Origin of the sequence: Algoriphagus sp. UBA3586 (assembly GCF_002376385.1) — a bacterium.
Lineage (GTDB): Bacteria > Bacteroidota > Bacteroidia > Cytophagales > Cyclobacteriaceae > Algoriphagus > Algoriphagus ornithinivorans.
The window spans coordinates 59,819-75,013 of sequence record NZ_DFMT01000026.1; the positions used below are offsets into that span (position 1 = coordinate 59,819).

General features: G+C 39.6%; 13 protein-coding genes. 11 read left to right on the plus strand and 2 right to left on the minus strand.

Annotation, left to right across the window (positions count from 1 at the left end):
- Positions 1 to 4 precede the first annotated feature (4 nt).
- From B2906_RS08215 to B2906_RS08255, 9 genes are all read left to right on the plus strand, one after another.
- Positions 5 to 1,348 carry a TolC family protein gene (locus tag B2906_RS08215; RefSeq protein ID WP_219958684.1) on the plus strand — a complete coding sequence of 448 codons (1,344 nt, stop codon included), beginning with the start codon at positions 5 to 7 and terminating at the stop codon, positions 1,346 to 1,348.
- 3 nt (positions 1,349 to 1,351) lie between these two features.
- Complete coding sequence (locus tag B2906_RS08220) at positions 1,352 to 2,662, plus strand: efflux RND transporter periplasmic adaptor subunit (RefSeq protein ID WP_144604936.1); 1,311 nt, start codon at positions 1,352 to 1,354, stop codon at positions 2,660 to 2,662.
- A 141-nt stretch (positions 2,663 to 2,803) separates the two neighbouring features.
- Positions 2,804 to 4,285, plus strand: coding sequence for an acyl-CoA synthetase (locus B2906_RS08225; RefSeq protein WP_286937533.1), 1,482 nt, complete (start codon positions 2,804 to 2,806; stop codon positions 4,283 to 4,285).
- A 1-nt stretch (position 4,286) separates the two neighbouring features.
- Entirely contained in the window at positions 4,287 to 4,661 is a 375-nt protein-coding gene (gene madL / locus B2906_RS08230; protein ID WP_286937539.1) for a malonate transporter subunit MadL, read from the plus strand.
- On the plus strand, positions 4,645 to 5,409 hold the full coding sequence (madM, locus tag B2906_RS08235) for a malonate transporter subunit MadM (protein WP_219958681.1): 765 nt from the start codon (positions 4,645 to 4,647) through the stop codon (positions 5,407 to 5,409). Before madL ends, madM begins: the two co-directional genes overlap by 17 nt.
- Before the next feature lie 29 nt (positions 5,410 to 5,438).
- Positions 5,439 to 5,999: a helix-turn-helix domain-containing protein gene (locus tag B2906_RS08240; RefSeq protein WP_219958680.1), complete on the plus strand. Its 561-nt coding sequence runs from the start codon at positions 5,439 to 5,441 to the stop codon at positions 5,997 to 5,999.
- 87 nt (positions 6,000 to 6,086) lie between these two features.
- Positions 6,087 to 8,312, plus strand: coding sequence for a heavy metal translocating P-type ATPase (locus tag B2906_RS08245; RefSeq protein WP_219958679.1), 2,226 nt, complete (start codon positions 6,087 to 6,089; stop codon positions 8,310 to 8,312).
- A 241-nt stretch (positions 8,313 to 8,553) separates the two neighbouring features.
- Positions 8,554 to 9,246 (plus strand): SIMPL domain-containing protein, encoded by a 693-nt coding sequence (locus tag B2906_RS08250; RefSeq protein WP_219958678.1) that lies wholly within the window; start codon positions 8,554 to 8,556, stop codon positions 9,244 to 9,246.
- A gap of 204 nt (positions 9,247 to 9,450) precedes the next feature.
- Positions 9,451 to 10,755: a polysaccharide deacetylase family protein gene (locus B2906_RS08255; protein ID WP_219958677.1), complete on the plus strand. Its 1,305-nt coding sequence runs from the start codon at positions 9,451 to 9,453 to the stop codon at positions 10,753 to 10,755.
- On the opposite strand, the gene B2906_RS08260 is transcribed toward B2906_RS08255, so the two are convergent.
- Both B2906_RS08260 and B2906_RS08265 read right to left on the minus strand, forming a co-directional pair.
- Positions 10,756 to 11,337, minus strand: a complete 582-nt coding sequence (locus B2906_RS08260; protein WP_245756402.1) for a Pycsar system effector family protein — start codon at positions 11,335 to 11,337, stop codon at positions 10,756 to 10,758.
- Between the two features lie 66 nt (positions 11,338 to 11,403).
- Positions 11,404 to 13,596, minus strand: a complete 2,193-nt coding sequence (locus B2906_RS08265; protein WP_250161327.1) for a B12-binding domain-containing radical SAM protein — start codon at positions 13,594 to 13,596, stop codon at positions 11,404 to 11,406.
- Positions 13,597 to 13,705: 109 nt separating this feature from the next.
- On the opposite strand from B2906_RS08265, the gene B2906_RS08270 reads away from it, so the two are divergent.
- Together B2906_RS08270 and B2906_RS08275 are read left to right on the plus strand one after the other, a co-directional pair.
- Positions 13,706 to 14,170 (plus strand): DUF1456 family protein, encoded by a 465-nt coding sequence (locus B2906_RS08270; protein ID WP_144604921.1) that lies wholly within the window; start codon positions 13,706 to 13,708, stop codon positions 14,168 to 14,170.
- A gap of 97 nt (positions 14,171 to 14,267) precedes the next feature.
- Positions 14,268 to 15,155 (plus strand): dienelactone hydrolase family protein, encoded by an 888-nt coding sequence (locus B2906_RS08275; protein ID WP_286937590.1) that lies wholly within the window; start codon positions 14,268 to 14,270, stop codon positions 15,153 to 15,155.
- Positions 15,156 to 15,195: the final 40 nt, after the last annotated feature.

A 15,195-nucleotide genomic window follows, 5' to 3' on the forward strand; every position in this document is an offset into this window, starting at 1 on the left:
CCACATGAAAAAGTTTATACTTAGTATTATTTGGGTTATTGGTTGTTATTTTTCTGCAATGAGCCAAGATGTCTCCGGAGCCTATGATCTGGAAACAGCTGTTCAAATTGCTTTAGAGAACAACCTCTCCCTCAAAAGATCAGAACTGAACCAACTCAGCAATGAAGCTACCCTTCTTCAAAACAAAGGAAGTAGATATCCTTCATTCCAGACAGGCGCTAGCTCAGGATATAGATGGGGTAGATCCATCAACCCGGTTACAAACCTCTTTGAAACCCAAAGGATCGGTAACATCAACTTATTCGCCAACTCCAATGTCAGTATTTTTGCTGGAGGAAGAATCAACAGCTCAATCAATCAGGCACAAGCTGACATCGAGGCGGGTTTGTACAATATTGAAGCAACCAAAAATGATATCACCCTGAATGTGATCAATTTGTTTGTGAATGTTGTCTTCAACCGAGAGCAAGTGAATATTGCTGAAAATCAATTGAAAACAACAAAGGATCAGCTGGCAAGAACCACTCGTTTGGTAGAGGCTGGTTCTCTTCCCCTTTCAGATCAATTGGATTTACAAGCTCAAAATGCTACTAATGAACTGGAAGTAATCAATGCAAAAAATTCGCTTAGGATAGCAAAGTTAAATCTGGCCCAAGCGATGCAAATTCCTTTCACGGATGAATTCGAGGTAATTGAACCTAAATTCGAAATCAACGAATCTCTAATGGCAACTGAAAATCCTTCTCAGATTTATGAAAGTGCCTTAGCAATTATGCCAGAATTAAAAGCAGCTGAGAAAAATATTGAAAGTGCAGAATATGGAGTAAAAGCAGCAAGAGGAGCTTTTTTACCAACCTTAGGCATTGGAGCCAATGTTTTCTCTAACTATGTGGACAGAGGAATCCCTGGGAGAGAACTCGATGCATTCACCACTCAGATAGAAAACAACCTTTCTCAGTCTGTGAATTTGCAATTGAACATTCCCATCTTTTCTCAATTAAGCAATAAAGCATCTCTTCAGCGAGCAAGAGTACAGAGGCAACTTGCTGAAGTAACTGAAATAGAAGTTAAAAATCAATTGAGACAGGATATTGAATCAGCATACACTTCAGCTTTGGCTGCTCAGCAATCCTACTCTGCTTCTGTGACTAGAGTGAAAAGCTTGGAGGAATCATTTAGAATAGCACAGCAAAGATTTGATCTAGGCGCTATTAATTCAGTTGATTTTCAAGTGGCTCAAGCCAATTACTTCAATGCTCAGGCCGATTTATTGAACGCTAAATACACCTATATTTTCAGAGTAAAAGTCCTTGATTTCTATCTAGGAAACCCTATCAACCTTAACTAAGCCATGGCTAATAAAAAATCAAATAAACTCCTTTACTACCTACTTGGAATAGTAGGTGTTATCATCGTTTTTGCAATCATCGGCCGTGCGGCAGGATGGATTGGTGGGGAAAAAGTCACCAATGTAGAAGTAGCTTCAGTTGGAAAAAATTCCATCATTGAGAAGGTAAGTGCCTCCGGAGAAATCCAGCCGGAAATTGAAGTAAACCTTAGCCCGGATGTTGCCGGTGAAATTATAGAACTTAATGTCGCTGAAGGTGATTCTGTAGAAATCGGTAAACTTCTAGTGAAAATCAGACCTGATAATTTTGTTTCAGCACTAGATAGAAGCCGTGCAAACTTGAACCAGCAATTAGCCAATTTGGCACAGGCTAAAGCAAGTCTTCAGAGAGCAGAAGCACAGTATACCAGAAGTGAACTGGAATACAACAGACAAAAGAAACTTTATGAGCAAAAGGCTATCTCAGACTCCGAATTTGAGCAGGCTCAGGCGAATTACATCACAGCACAAAAAGACTTAGAAGCAGCAAAGCAAAGCGTAGTGGCTGCAGAATTTGTTGTGAAAAGTTCTCAAGCTACTGTAAACGAAGCGGCTGAAAATTTACGATTAACCAACGTTTATTCCCCGGTAAGCGGAATTGTATCCAATCTTTTGGTAGAAAAAGGTGAGCGTGTTGTTGGAACACAACAAATGGCGGGTACTGAAATGCTAACCATAGCTGACCTTTCCAGAATGGAAGTAAGGGTAGATGTAAATGAGAATGATATTGTTCGATTGAGCAAGGGTGATACGACCATTATTGAAGTAGATGCCTATTCTTTCTCAGGAAAAAAATTCAAAGGAATAGTAACTAGCATTGCAAACACAGCGAATACCAAACCTTCAGCAGATGCAGTTACGGAATTCGAAGTGAAAATCAGAATTCTCAATAGTTCTTATGCTGATTTGGTCGCAGCTGGAAACAAATATCCGTTTAGACCAGGGATGACAGCCGCTGTGGAGATCATCACCAATCAAAAAGAAAACGTGTTATCTCTTCCGCTTTCTGCAGTTACCACAAGAGAAGATCAATTGGATACTTTGGCGGACGGTTCTACCAAAATGCGTGAATTGGTATTTGTGATGCAAGATGGAGAGGCGAAAATGAAGACAATCAAGACTGGTATTTCTGATTTCCAAAACATTGAGGTATTGGAAGGTTTACAGGAAGGAGATCAAGTCATTTCAGGTCCATATTTCGTGGTGAGCAAAGAACTGAAGGACGGTGATAAAGTAAGCAAGCAAGAAGGTCCGAAACCTGCTGTTAAAAAATAACATCAGCACTTATTAATTGAAGCTCCGGTATTAATCGGAGCTTTTTTTATGCCTGATTTTTCCAATGGCGGAAGTTTAGGGTGTTTAAAGTTTCTTTCATCAGTAAAGTACTTCCTATATTGGAAAAAAGAATTTTCTCAAATGCTCACCCTATTCCAAAACGCTGAGAGATTTAGCAGCAACATCGCCATCATTGACGCTAAAGGCTCTTATAATTACCAAGAGTTATTGACAGAGGCCCAAAATTTAGCCGGCATCCTACTTCAAGGACAACCTGATTTGAATCAGACACGCGTGGCATTTATGGTTTCACCTGGGTTTGATTATGTCAAAACCCAATGGGCTATATGGATGGCTGGTGGTATTGCTGTTCCGCTTTGCATCAGCTACCCTCTTCCCTCCTTGCAGTATGTAATGGATGATACAGAAGCAGAAATTTTGCTTTTTGGAAATGAATATCAGGAAATCTTAACTCCGATTGTAGAAAAAGGAAACATTCGAAGTTTAAATATTGAGTCTTTAACCGAAAATAAATCCCATAGCACAAATCTCCCTGAAATCTCCTTGACACGAGGTGCTATGATCCTGTACACTTCCGGCACCACCAGTCTTCCTAAAGGCGTGCTAACTACTCATGCTAATATTGAAGCACAAATTTCAACATTGGTAAAGGCTTGGCATTGGAGTCAAAACGATTATACTCTGGGGATTTTACCACTTCACCATGTACATGGAATCATCAATGTTTTAGGTTGCTGCATGTGGTCAGGTGCCTGTATTCAGTTTATTCATCCATTTTCAGTAGAAGAGGTCTTGAAAGCATTTATTCAGACAAGAATTAATGTTTTCATGGCTGTACCTACAGTGTATTTCAAACTCATTCAAGCAATTGAATCATTCTCAGAATCGGATCAAAAAGAATTGAAGGAGAAAATGAAGGGTTTCCGTCTGATGGTTTCAGGATCAGCCGCTCTACCTGTCTCAGTTATGGAAAAATGGAAAAGCCTATCGGGGCATTATTTGCTGGAACGTTACGGAATGACTGAAATCGGAATGGCCCTAAGTAATCCTTACCTGGGAGAAAGAAGAGCCGGTCATGTTGGCTTCCCGCTACCGGAGGTTCAAATAAGGATTGTGGATGAAAACAATAAAGAGATAGAACTAGGCGACTCGGGAGAAATACAGGTAAAAAGCCCCTGCGTTTTTAAAGAATACTGGAGGAAACCAGAAGCAACAAATAAAGCCTTTACCTCAGATGGTTGGTTCAAGACCGGAGATATAGCTACCATCGAAGATGGATATTATAAATTACTGGGGAGAGATTCCGTGGATATCATCAAATCCGGTGGTTATAAAATATCAGCTCTGGAAATAGAGGAAGTGCTTCGTAAACATCCTCTAATCAAAGATTGTGGAGTAATAGGTATTCCGGATGAGGAATGGGGAGAGTTGGTAGCAGCTGGAATTGTTTGCTCAGAGGCTATCCAAAAAGAAGAACTAATATCCTGGCTGAAAGAACGACTCCCCGCTTATAAAATCCCAAGAAACTATATACAGCTCGAAGATTTGCCAAGAAATGCCATGGGTAAAGTGACCAAAAACGAACTTAAAAAACTCTTCTGATATGATTTACGGATTAGCTTTACTCGCATTTTCATTTTTGATGGGCCAGTGGGCAGGAGAAATATTGGGTTCTATTTTGGGTATAGATGCAAATGTAGGGGGAGTCGGCTTTGCCATGATTATTTTATTGCTCTGCAAAGAATGGTTAACAAAAAGGAATCTTCTGGATTCAGAAATGAACTTTGGTATTAATTTCTGGGGAAAGCTTTATATACCTGTGGTAATTGCCATGGCAGCTAGCCTCAACGTGAAATCAGCCTTATCATCAGGAATATTGGCCATTTTAGCTGGAGTAATTCCAGTGATTCTAGCCTTTTTTGCATTCAAGCTTTTGATTGAAAACTTCAAGCCTAGAACCGATGCAGGAACTATTTAAAGTAATCGATCAAAATGGGCTGATTTTAGCATTTTTACTGATTGGGCTCCTTTATTTTATTTCGGATTGGTTAAGTCGAGCAATTTTCAAGCGTAGAATACCTGGCTCTGCAATAGCAATTTTTGCTGGATTGGGCTTAGGATATTTGGGAGGTTTGATTACAAATGGAAACAAGGGTCTTGCTGACCTAGAGCTTTTTAAAGGAGTTGGTTTTCTGGGAGGCTCAATGTTTAGAGACTTTACTATCGTTGCTACAGTCATGGGTGCCAGTTTCTTTCTAATCAAAAAGAGCGGTTGGATTGGCCTTGCATCTCTTATCACCGGTACATTGGTATTTTTTATTGCAGGAGTACTCATTGCCTGGACCTTTGGATACCGAGATGCTGTCAGTTTATGTACAATTGGTGCCGGGGCATGTACCTATATTGTTGGACCAGTCACGGGAGGAGCCTTGGGAGCCAGTTCCGAAGTAATTGCCCTGAGCATTGCAACGGGAGTTGTAAAAACTATCGCTGTCACTGTTTTGACTCCCATTTTTGCCAAAAGAATCGGGCTTGATAACCCTACTGCGGCTATAGCATATGGAGGAGTAATGGGGACTTCAAGTGGAGTGACTGCAGGTCTAGCAGCAACAGATCCTAAACTTGTTCCTTATGGAGCAGTTTCAGCCACCTTCTATACAGGCTTAGGCTGTTTACTTTGCCCTTCCCTTTTCTACCTCATTCTGGAATTATTAACAGCTTCCTGATTGTTAAAGGATCAAGAATTCTAGATAAAATGGAATTAAGAATTAAAAACATGGTTTGCCACAGGTGCATTGAGGCAGTTAAAAGTCTGTTGCAAGAGCATAATATCCCATTCAGTAGCATTCAGTTAGGAACTGTCACTTTAGATTCAGAAATCTCAACATCGTCAAAAAATCAGCTAGCTGGTGATTTGTCAGGATTAGGTTTTGAATTATTGGAGGAACCCAAATCCATCCTAATTTCTAAAATCAAAGCTATAATCATCAAAGAAATTCATCAGGCAGAGGGAGAAAGAAAAGTAAATTTCTCTCAATTAATTTCCAGCGGATTACAACATGATTACAGTTATCTGAGTAGGCTTTTCTCCTCAGTAGAAGGAATTACCATAGAAAAATATATTTCAAAACAGAAAATTGAAAAAGTGAAAGAACTTCTTTCCTATGAAGAACTGAATCTCTCTGAAATTGCCTATCAGTTGGATTATAGTAGTTCCTCATACCTTTCTGCCCAATTTAAAAAGGAGACAGGCATGACACCCAGTGAATTTAAAAATTCCAGGAAAATCTCGAGGGTTTCCTTGGATAGCATTTAACTAGAAAAGGCAACTAGGTCAAAATTTTGATAAAAACTGCCAAAATTTTGTAAGCTGTTTTTTTAACTATTATCTGACATTTGAAGCATGAAAAATACGGTAATTCATCAATCAACCTTCCCAGTTACGGGCATGACCTGTGCGGGATGTGCTTCCAGTGTTGAAACTATCCTTTCACATACTGAAGGTGTACAATCAGCTTTGGTAAATTTTGCCACAAACACGGTCCAAGTAAAGTATTCAGATGAAGTCAGCCCTCAGGGATTGCATGAAGCGCTTTTAGCAGTCGGTTATGGATTAATTTTGGATTCTGAAAATCTCCAGAAATCCGTAGACGAGGAACAGGATAAAAAATACCAGAAGGCCAAAAGACAAACCATAGGATCCGCCATCCTGAGTATTCCTGTCTTCATTTTGGGTATGTTTTTTATGTCCTGGGAACCAGGAAAATGGATTAGCATGGCTCTTTCTGTACCAGTTCTATTTTACTTTGGCCAGACATTTTTTATCAATGCCTATAAGCAGGCAAAGCATCGCAAGGCTAATATGGATACGCTTGTCGCATTAAGTACCGGTATAGCTTTCCTTTTTTCATTTTTCAATACTATTTATCCTCAATTCTGGACTTCAAGAGGCTTGGAAGCCCATGTTTACTATGAGGCAGCAGTGGTGATTATCACCTTTATTTCGTTTGGAAAAATGCTAGAGGAGAAAGCCAAATCCAGTACATCTTCCGCTTTGAAAAAACTTATGGGTCTCCAACCCAAAACAGTTCACCTTGTTAAAGATGGAAACGAGGTAGAACTAGGCATAGAAGAGATGCAGGAGGGAGATATTTTATTGGTTAAACCTGGCGAAAAAGTACCCGTAGATGGGCAATTAACATCTGGTGAGTCCTACATTGATGAAAGTATGATCAGTGGAGAACCCATTCCGATTTCCAAAAAAACGGGCGATAAAATCTTTGCAGGAACCATCAATCAAAAAGGAAGCTTCCAGTTTATTGCTGAAAAAGTAGGCTCTGACACTCTCTTAGCCCAAATCATCAAAAGGGTACAGGAAGCTCAGGGAAGTAAAGCACCTATTCAAAAGCTGGTAGATAAAATTGCAGGAGTGTTTGTCCCAACAGTCATTGCGATCTCCATGCTAACATTTACCATATGGATGCTAGTTGGAGGTGATGAAGCCTTTACCCATGCTTTATTAACTTCTATTGCTGTTCTGGTCATAGCTTGTCCGTGTGCTTTAGGATTGGCCACTCCTACAGCCATCATGGTTGGGATGGGTAAAGGAGCAGAGAACAATATTCTTATCCGAGATGCAGAAAGTCTTGAAATTGGACATCGGGTTAACACCTTGGTATTGGATAAAACTGGGACAATTACAGAAGGAAAACCTAGCGTTACCGATATCAAATGGCTTCGTTCAGAGGATGTCACAGAGGAAAATTTATCATTGCTCTTCGCTATTGAATCTCAATCTGAGCACCCACTTGCGGGGTCTATTGTCAACTATTTAAAAACCCAAGAAATTCAGGGTACTAAAATCGCTCAGTTTGAAAGTATTACTGGGCTCGGAATAAAAGCTATTCATAATGGAGAAACCTATTATGTCGGAAACCAGCGCTTGATAGAAAACAATAATATTGTTTTGGATGGCGATTTGAAATCAGAAGCTAATTCTTGGAAAGATCAAGCTCAAACTGTGGTTTATTTTGCGAATTCCAATCAAGTTTTGGCCATCATTGGAATAAAAGATCAAATCAAAGCCAGTTCAAAATCCGCAATCCATCAACTCCAAAAATCAGGGATAGAAGTTCACATGCTAACGGGCGATAACCTACAAACAGCCGAAGCTGTTGGGAATGAACTTTCTATCACAAATATCCGCGCGGAGGTACTTCCATCTGATAAATCTGAATATGTTAAAAATCTGCAGGCTCAGGGAAAGGTGGTTGCGATGGTTGGTGATGGTATCAACGACTCGGAAGCTCTTGCCCAGGCGGATATCAGCATTGCTATGGGCCATGGTTCAGATATTGCTATGGATGTAGCCAAGATGACGTTGATTACATCAGATTTGGAAAAAATCTCTCAGGCCTTTAAACTTTCGCATCTGACTGTAATGGGAATTAGACAGAATTTATTTTGGGCTTTTATTTATAATCTCATTGGAATACCTATCGCCGCAGGATTACTTTATCCCATCAATGGTTTTTTATTAGACCCAATGATTGCTGGAGCGGCGATGGCCTTCAGTTCCGTATCAGTAGTATTAAATAGTCTTAGACTTAAAAGAATTCAACTAAATTGAAATATGATTAAATCAGGGCTTTCTTAAAATTTGTCAAAACACTTCTTTTAAATGAGCAATTCCTGTAGCATATGAATTTTGGACCGCGTTTTGGAAGTAATTATTGTACTAAGCCATTTTTACTTAAATGAAATCGAGCATATCGGAGCCGAAACACACTGGAATGACCCCATGGTTAGAGGGAAATATGCGAGATTCCATGTGACCTTTAAAAATCAAATTATAAACACATGAAAATATTATGAAAAAGATAGCATTAACCTTACTTGCTGCCATTTTTGGCTTTCAAGTATTCGCCCAACAAATTCAGCAAGTTCCTTTGATTGAGGTTGAAGGATTTGCAGAAAGACTTATTTCCCCTGACGAGGCAGTTTTTAATATTATGCTTGAAGAAAAAGGCATGAAAGTTAGTGATGCCACCAAAATCCTCAATAACAAAACTCAACGCTTAGCGGACCTTCTCAAAAAAGCCAAGATTAAGGACTATAAATTAATTGCAGACAATTACTCTGTAGATATTAATAGAATTTACCGAAGTGGGGTTTCCAGAGACAGTGGTTATGTTGCCAGACAGACACTCAGGATTGTCACCGGAAGTAAAAATGAAGACTTGCAAAAAATAGCAGAGGCTATCCAAGAATCAGGAGATATGAGTTTTAATTTAAGCTTTCAGGTATCAGAAACTGCTCAAAAATCACTCGAGAATTCCTTATTGACCGATGCTTTGAGAAATGCACAATCCAGGGCTCTCCTTATTGCAGAAACTTTAGGGATAAGAAATATTTCTGTTTACCATGTAAGTGTGGACTCTCCTCCTAGCCCAGGTCCTATGTTTAGAATCATGGCAGATCAAGCCAGCGAGCAATCCCAAATAAAACTGGCTCCGGATAGTCAGAAGATTAATCGGAGAGTTTATGTCAAATACACTTATTAAATCTAAGAGGCTGTCTCAAAAGTGCATTTTGTCACATTGAGCGAAGTCGAAATGTAGGCCACAACGATAGGAAATGCCTTCGACTCCGCTCAGACTGACATTAGATTTATTTATGAGACAGCCTCTTTTTCTTTTTGATCAGCGGTTGGACCTTTGATATCATTTTGAGGATATTAGACTTCGAAACATCACCCCTATCAAACCATGCGCTACGGAATATTCTTTCTATTTGCCTTTGGCCTATTTGCTTGTCAAAACAACGTCACTGTAACTACAGAGATCACAAAATGGCCTGATGATAAATCAGGAGCAATTTCAGTCACTTACGATGATGGGATTATCAATCAATTTACCATCGCCAAACCTATCATGGATAGTTTGGGGCTTCCTGCCACATTTTACATCATTACAGGAAAAGTAGATGGATCCGGTAAGGGAAAATTCATAGGAAGAGACCCCAAAGAAATAATTAAAGAAACCGCCAATATCCCCACTGATTCAACTAACTTCTTTGAGCGAGCCTCTCTAATTGCATTTACAGGCACCTCTGAGGCGGAGGATTATCATGCTAGAGTTGGTTCTCTATTCGAGCAAGGAAAAGTAAAAGAAGCATATCTTCTACTGGATGAAGGCTACCAAAAAATACGGGAAGGCAAAATGAAAAACACCAATGACGTAGTATTTCATAACAATGTGGAAGATACTACCACTTGGGATCAGTATAAATCTTATGCCGCACAGGGACATGAGATAGCTTCACACACTGTCACACACCCCAGGTTAGCAGTTCTTGACGAAATAAACATGCTGTATGAGTTGGAGCAGAGTAAAGCTGATCTTCTCCAATTTATAGGAGAAGAATCAATCTTTAGTGCGGAGGGGCCTTATGGAACAGAGAATGAACGGGTCATGGAATACGCTCATAAGATTTATCCTTCTTTGAGAAATAGAATGCCTGAAGATTGGTTGGAGGAAATTAACCGAGGAAGCAAAATGACTCCTGGCGAATCAAATAAAGAATATGTGCAATGGCAAAGAGGCCCCGTAAGCAAAATTGGAATTGGTGAAATGAAATCTTGGATAGATACAGTTATGAAGCACGATAATACATGGTTGGTTTTAGTTTTTCATGGTGTTGAAAACTTAGGTTGGGAACCTAAAACAAGAAATGAACTAGTGGAATATTTTTCCTACATGAAGGCAAATGAAAATCAATTATGGATCGCCACATTCAGGGATGTCACCAAGTTTTTGAGAGCAAGAATGAATAGTGAAATCAGTACTAGTATTGAATCGGACAAAAAGATTCAAATTTCACTAAAATCTGAACTAGACCCCGCTATCTACAGTATTCCACTTACACTGAAGACCTATCTTCCTTCTAACTGGAAAAATGTTGAGTTAGGAAATAGCGGAGAGAAAATAGAGATTAAAGAGGATGAAAAAGGAAAGTACATCAGCTACAACTTGCAGCTAGGTAATTCTATCGAATTCAACAGGGTAGATTAATCAAAATATCTGTAGCAATAAGGCAATTACTCCGATCACTAATCCTAAAATAAATGCCTGATAAGCATGTCTCAACAATTTGTATTTATGATTGAGCACCATGCTTTGGTAGTATAAGGAAGTGGACATTTGATCCTGAATTTCGTCCTTGGATTTCAAAGTTTCATTGAGCTCTCTCAAGTATTCATCTTTGGTAAATTCTGAGACGGAGCCAAAGAAAATGACTGATCGCTTTTCAACAGATTGGTTTGATTTGCCAACTATCTTTGGTTTTGCTGCCTGAACAGCCAAGATAGTAGATGTCAATGAAGTAAGAATAAAAACTACCAAAGGGATTAACATCACCAAATTGGACATGTCTATTTGATTGGAAACTGATCCGTATCCAACCAGGGCTACCATAGATGAAATCACTAATGCATTGATACTGATGATAATATTTGCCTTGTTATCAGCTATTTTCAAAAGTTGAGAATTGTTATTAAAAGTAACTCTATAAAAGGTCTGCCTCTCACGAGATGTTTTCTCAGTTTTTACATTTTGGTAAATCTCTTCTTCCATGTTGGCTAAATATTGAGTCAATTTAACAATTTTTCTCGGCAGAAAACCAAATTAAATTCTCCGAAACTATCAACCTATAATTAGATATCAAAAGATCAAAAGCCCATTTTCCCTTAATATTTGCCAAACTTCAGATTCGGCCAATTCGGAAAAATCTCCCAATTTTTCTTCATAATCCTCCTTGATAGATTTCAGCCTTTGAAGCTGATTTTGATAGCCGACATTCTCCAAAAAAGAGTAAACCCATTCCGCAAACTCCTCAGGTAACTCCAAGGCAAAATCCTCTTTCTTACCTGAAAAAATGAGTTCAGCAAAACCTTCCTCTTCTGAAGGCACTAATTCAGGCTGCTCACCTATCCAAATTATTCTTTGCTGATCTTTCAAAAGAAACTGCTCTTCCTGAAGCTCTTTTTCTATATATCTCTTGGGAATACTGCTTGAAGGTACTTGATGATCAAACCACTGATGAAGCGGAACGTCAAATCCTATTCCATGCATGTAATTGAAGAGTGATTTCCTCAATCCCTCTCCAAAAAGATCATGATCTGCTCCCGTTGGGTCCTCATGCTGCAACTCATTATTAGCAAAGCGACCCAGTCCTGAAACAGCATTTTTCACTTTAAATAAATCTGGTGCCAAGCCAACTGGACTGTGAGCAGTCATGGCGAATCGGTGCCAAAAACCTGACTGCAATACCCCACTTTCAAACAGCTGTCGAACCATTTCCAGAGAATCAATGGTTTCCTGGGCAGTTTGAGTAGGAAATCCATACATCAAATAAGCATGAACCATAATCCCTGAATGGGTAAAGTGATTGCAAACTCTTGCCACTTGCCCAACTGTCACGCCTTTTTTTATAAGCTCTAATAGCCTATCCGAAGCAACTTCCAACCCGCCTGATACTGCTATGCATCCTGACGCCCGTAAGAGCTTGCAAAGATCAGCGGTAAAACTGCTTTCAAAGCGGATATTGGTCCACCAAACTACCGATAGGCCTCTTCGTAAAATTTCAATAGCGAGATCCCTCATCAAAGCTGGAGGTGCAGCTTCATCTACAAAATGAAATCCATTCTGACCAGTCTGAGCAATGATTTCCTCTATCCTATCACAAAGAATGGAGGCATTGATGGGTTCGTAGCGTTGGATATAATCCAAAGAAATATCACAAAAAGTGCATTTACCCCAATAGCAACCATGCGCCAAAGTCAACTTATTCCACCTTCCGTCCGACCAAAGCCTATGCATGGGATTAGCCACTTCGATCACTGAGAGATATTCTCTCAAGTGCAAGTCACTGTAATCTGGAGTTCCGGTTTCTCGCTGGGGAATATCTTTTACAGCAGAATTATTTATAAATCTCACTGCACCACTCTGCCGAATAAATGTTCTTTTTAATTCATCAACTGGTCTTTTGCCATCCAGATATTCCAATAACAACTTGACAGGAGCCTCTCCATCATCCAAAGTGATAAAGTCAATATAATCAAATACCCTTGGGTCTTTCAAGGATCTTAGCTCTGTATTGGGGTATCCCCCTCCCATCCATACTTTGATATCAGGATAAGCCTTTTTTATAAACTGACCGCATTTTAAAGCTCCATATAAATTCCCCGGAAAAGGAACAGAAAAGGCAATTGATTTTGGATTGACATCTTTGATTTTGGCGTCTAAAATTTGACACATCCACTCATCCAAAAGTCCACTGGGTTGCTTGAGTGCCTCGTCCATTTCGTCAAATTCTCTCGCACTCAAGCCTAATCTTTCTGCATATCTACTAAATCCAAAATTCGAGTCTATCGCCTCAGTAATCAGGTCTCCTATATCTTCCAAGTATAAGGTGGAAAGGTATCTGGCTTTATCCCGAATCCCTAAGGTTCCAAAAGCCCACTCCATATCATCCATTTGCTCAAAGCGGGAAGCCTCAGGAAGAAAATCACCCTCTACGACGGTGTATGCCAAAGTCGGGTTTTTATCCTGAAGAAATGCAATAACAGAATCAATGGTTTGCAAATACTTCTTCTTAAGCCTCAGGATTCTAGCAGAATTTTCAGACAGTTCAATCTGGCTTTGTTCAATTTGATGAAAAATCTGTCCTAAGCCCTCCACTGAAAAAATTTTCCAGATCAGTTCAATACCTAAATCCATCTGCTTGGATTCATATCCCAAGGTTTTTAAATATCCTTTGAGATAAGCCGTAGCGGGATAGGGCGTATTCAGCTGGGTAAATGGAGGAGTTATAAATAGAACTTGAGTCACTCTTTTTTTGATAGTTGCTGTCACAAAGATCCACTGATTTTTTGGGAAAAGACCAATTGGAAAGCAAATTCACTTTAAAAGACCTCATCTAATTTTTGTAAGTATCTTAGTGATTTGAAACAAGCAGCGATTTATGAGTAATAATGATATTCTGAGAACCCTTCGATTCACTTTCGATTTCAATGATTTTGAAATGATCGATCTTTTCAAAAAAGGAGGACTGGAAAGTACCAGAGAGGAAGTCAGCAACTGGCTTAAAAAAGAAGATGATCCTGAATACAAACAGATATATGACAAAGAGTTGGCTCATTTTCTAAATGGATTTATTGTTTTGAAAAGAGGCCAAAAGGACGGCGAAACTCCTGCAGCCGAGAAATCCCTGAATAATAACATGATATTAAGGAAACTGAAGATAGCCTTAAGCATGAAAGATCAGGATATGCTGGATGTCTTTGAGTTAAGGAAATTTCGGATCAGCAAACATGAATTGAGCGCGTTTTTCAGAAAACCAGACCAACATCAATACCGAGTATGTAAGGATCAGATTCTGAGAAATTTCCTCATGGGGCTACAATTGAAATTTAGAAGTACTGATTGATTTTGCCACTTATCCCTCGCTTTGATGAGTGATTCAACTTTTTCATGGATTCTATTTCCTTTTTTCGCAACTTAATGCTACACCCAAAATTGGAATCATGGATAAATTAAAGAAAGAGGATATACCTCAGGAAGTTTTTGACCTTTACGACTATTACGCACACAATAAACTGGATAGAAGGACTTTCATGGAAAAGCTTTCTGCTTATGCTGTAGGTGGAATTACCTTGGCTACTTTGATGAGCACCATGATGCCTGATTACATTACCAGTGCAACAGTTCAGCCAGATGATGAACGCATGCAGAGCTCTGATTATGTGCTTTACAATTCACCAAAAGGCGGAGGAGAAATCAGGGGATTGCTTTCCAAGCCATCAGGTTCAGGAAAATTTCCAGGAATTGTAGTCGTTCACGAAAATCGAGGCTTAAACCCTTACATTGAGGATGTTGGAAGGAGATGCGCAGTGGCTGGTTTTATTTCCATAGCACCCGATGCTTTATGGCCTCTAGGCGGATATCCAGGCAATGACGATGAAGGCAGAGAAATGCAGCGAAAAAGAGATCGGGATAGTATGCTGGAGGATTTTATCGCAGCCTATCATTACCTGAAAAACCATCCGGATTGTGATGGAAATGTTGGGGTAGTTGGATTCTGTTTTGGCGGTTGGATTTCTAATATGATGGCCGTGAAAATTCCTGATCTCGGTGCGGCAGTTCCTTTTTATGGAGGACAGCCATCGGCCGAAGAAGCAGCTCAGATCAAGGCACCATTACTAGTTCATTATGCCGAACTGGACGAGCGTGTCAATGCTGGATGGGAAGAGTATGAAAAAGCCCTCAAAGCCAATAATGTTGAATATACCATGCATATGTATCCGGGTGTCAACCATGGATTTCATAATAATACCACTCCTAGATATGATGAGGCAGCTGCTCAGTTGGCTTGGGACAGAACCATCGCCTTTTTCAAGGAAAAACTCAAATAAACTCCATAAACCAGATCAGAGAAAGGGCGAGATTCGCCCT

Excerpts from the sequence above, each read along its gene's own strand:
- B2906_RS08275 (WP_286937590.1), top strand. The coding sequence starts at position 14,268 with ATGGATAAATTAAAGAAAGAGGATATACCTCAGGAAGTTTTTGACCTT.
- B2906_RS08245 (WP_219958679.1), top strand. The coding sequence starts at position 6,087 with ATGAAAAATACGGTAATTCATCAATCAACCTTCCCAGTTACGGGCATG.
- B2906_RS08250 (WP_219958678.1), top strand. The coding sequence starts at position 8,554 with ATGAAAAAGATAGCATTAACCTTACTTGCTGCCATTTTTGGCTTTCAA.
- B2906_RS08220 (WP_144604936.1), top strand. The coding sequence starts at position 1,352 with ATGGCTAATAAAAAATCAAATAAACTCCTTTACTACCTACTTGGAATA.
- B2906_RS08225 (WP_286937533.1), top strand. The coding sequence starts at position 2,804 with ATGCTCACCCTATTCCAAAACGCTGAGAGATTTAGCAGCAACATCGCC.
- B2906_RS08255 (WP_219958677.1), top strand. The coding sequence starts at position 9,451 with ATGCGCTACGGAATATTCTTTCTATTTGCCTTTGGCCTATTTGCTTGT.
- B2906_RS08215 (WP_219958684.1), top strand. The coding sequence starts at position 5 with ATGAAAAAGTTTATACTTAGTATTATTTGGGTTATTGGTTGTTATTTT.
- madL (WP_286937539.1), top strand. The coding sequence starts at position 4,287 with ATGATTTACGGATTAGCTTTACTCGCATTTTCATTTTTGATGGGCCAG.
- B2906_RS08270 (WP_144604921.1), top strand. The coding sequence starts at position 13,706 with ATGAGTAATAATGATATTCTGAGAACCCTTCGATTCACTTTCGATTTC.
- B2906_RS08240 (WP_219958680.1), top strand. The coding sequence starts at position 5,439 with ATGGAATTAAGAATTAAAAACATGGTTTGCCACAGGTGCATTGAGGCA.
- madM (WP_219958681.1), top strand. The coding sequence starts at position 4,645 with ATGCAGGAACTATTTAAAGTAATCGATCAAAATGGGCTGATTTTAGCA.